1 protein-coding gene is annotated in these 693 nt (G+C 64.9%); it reads left to right on the forward strand.

Annotated elements, in window-relative coordinates:
• Window positions 1–553, forward strand: a 553-nt coding sequence (locus tag EOA60_RS35835; protein ID WP_164899919.1) for an EamA family transporter, incomplete at its 5' end; no start/stop codon positions are given.
• Window positions 554–693: the final 140 nt, after the last annotated feature.

The following is a 693-nucleotide window of genomic DNA, read 5'->3' on the forward strand; positions in this document are numbered from 1 at the left end:
GATCACCCGCCACGAGCCGGTGACATTGCGCAAGCTGGTCGGCGTCGGCGCCGGCATCGCCGGCATTTGCCTGATCGTCGGCACCGAGGCGCTTGGCGGCATCGGCCATCAGCTCTGGGCGCAGCTTGCGGTCGTCGCAGCCACCGTCTGCTATGCCGGTGCCGCCATCTTTGGCCGAAACTTCAGAGGTCTGGATCCTATGGTGCCGGCCGCCGGCTCGATGGTCTGCGGCGCCGCGATCCTGATCCCCTTGAGCCTCGTCTTCGACCGGCCCTGGACGTTGACGCCGTCGACGGAATCGATCCTGGCGCTCTTCGGGCTTTCGGTCTTCTCCACCGCGCTCGCCTTTTCGATCTTCTTCCGGCTCATCCACACGCTGGGCTCGGTCGGCACCACTTCGCAGGCCTATCTGCGCGTGCCGATCGGCGTCGGCATCGGCGCCGTCTTTCTGGGCGAAAGCCTCGGGCCGAGCGCCTGGTTCGGCATGGGCTTCGTCGTCGTTGGCGTCGCGGCCATGACCATTCCGGCCAGACAGGCCAAGCTTGCGCAATAATGCATGTCGCCCAAAAGTGCATGGCGGTTTTGGGAGAACGACATGCATCGAGACAAAACCTAAGGCGCGTCGACGCGACGCGCTTAGTTGCGCCGCTTAGCAAGCCCGCCTATCTCGGGATCGTCGCTCCTCTGTAAGGG

Origin of the sequence: Mesorhizobium sp. M1A.F.Ca.IN.020.06.1.1 (genome assembly GCF_004023265.1) — a bacterium.
In the GTDB taxonomy this organism is placed as follows: Bacteria; Pseudomonadota; Alphaproteobacteria; order Rhizobiales; family Rhizobiaceae; genus Mesorhizobium.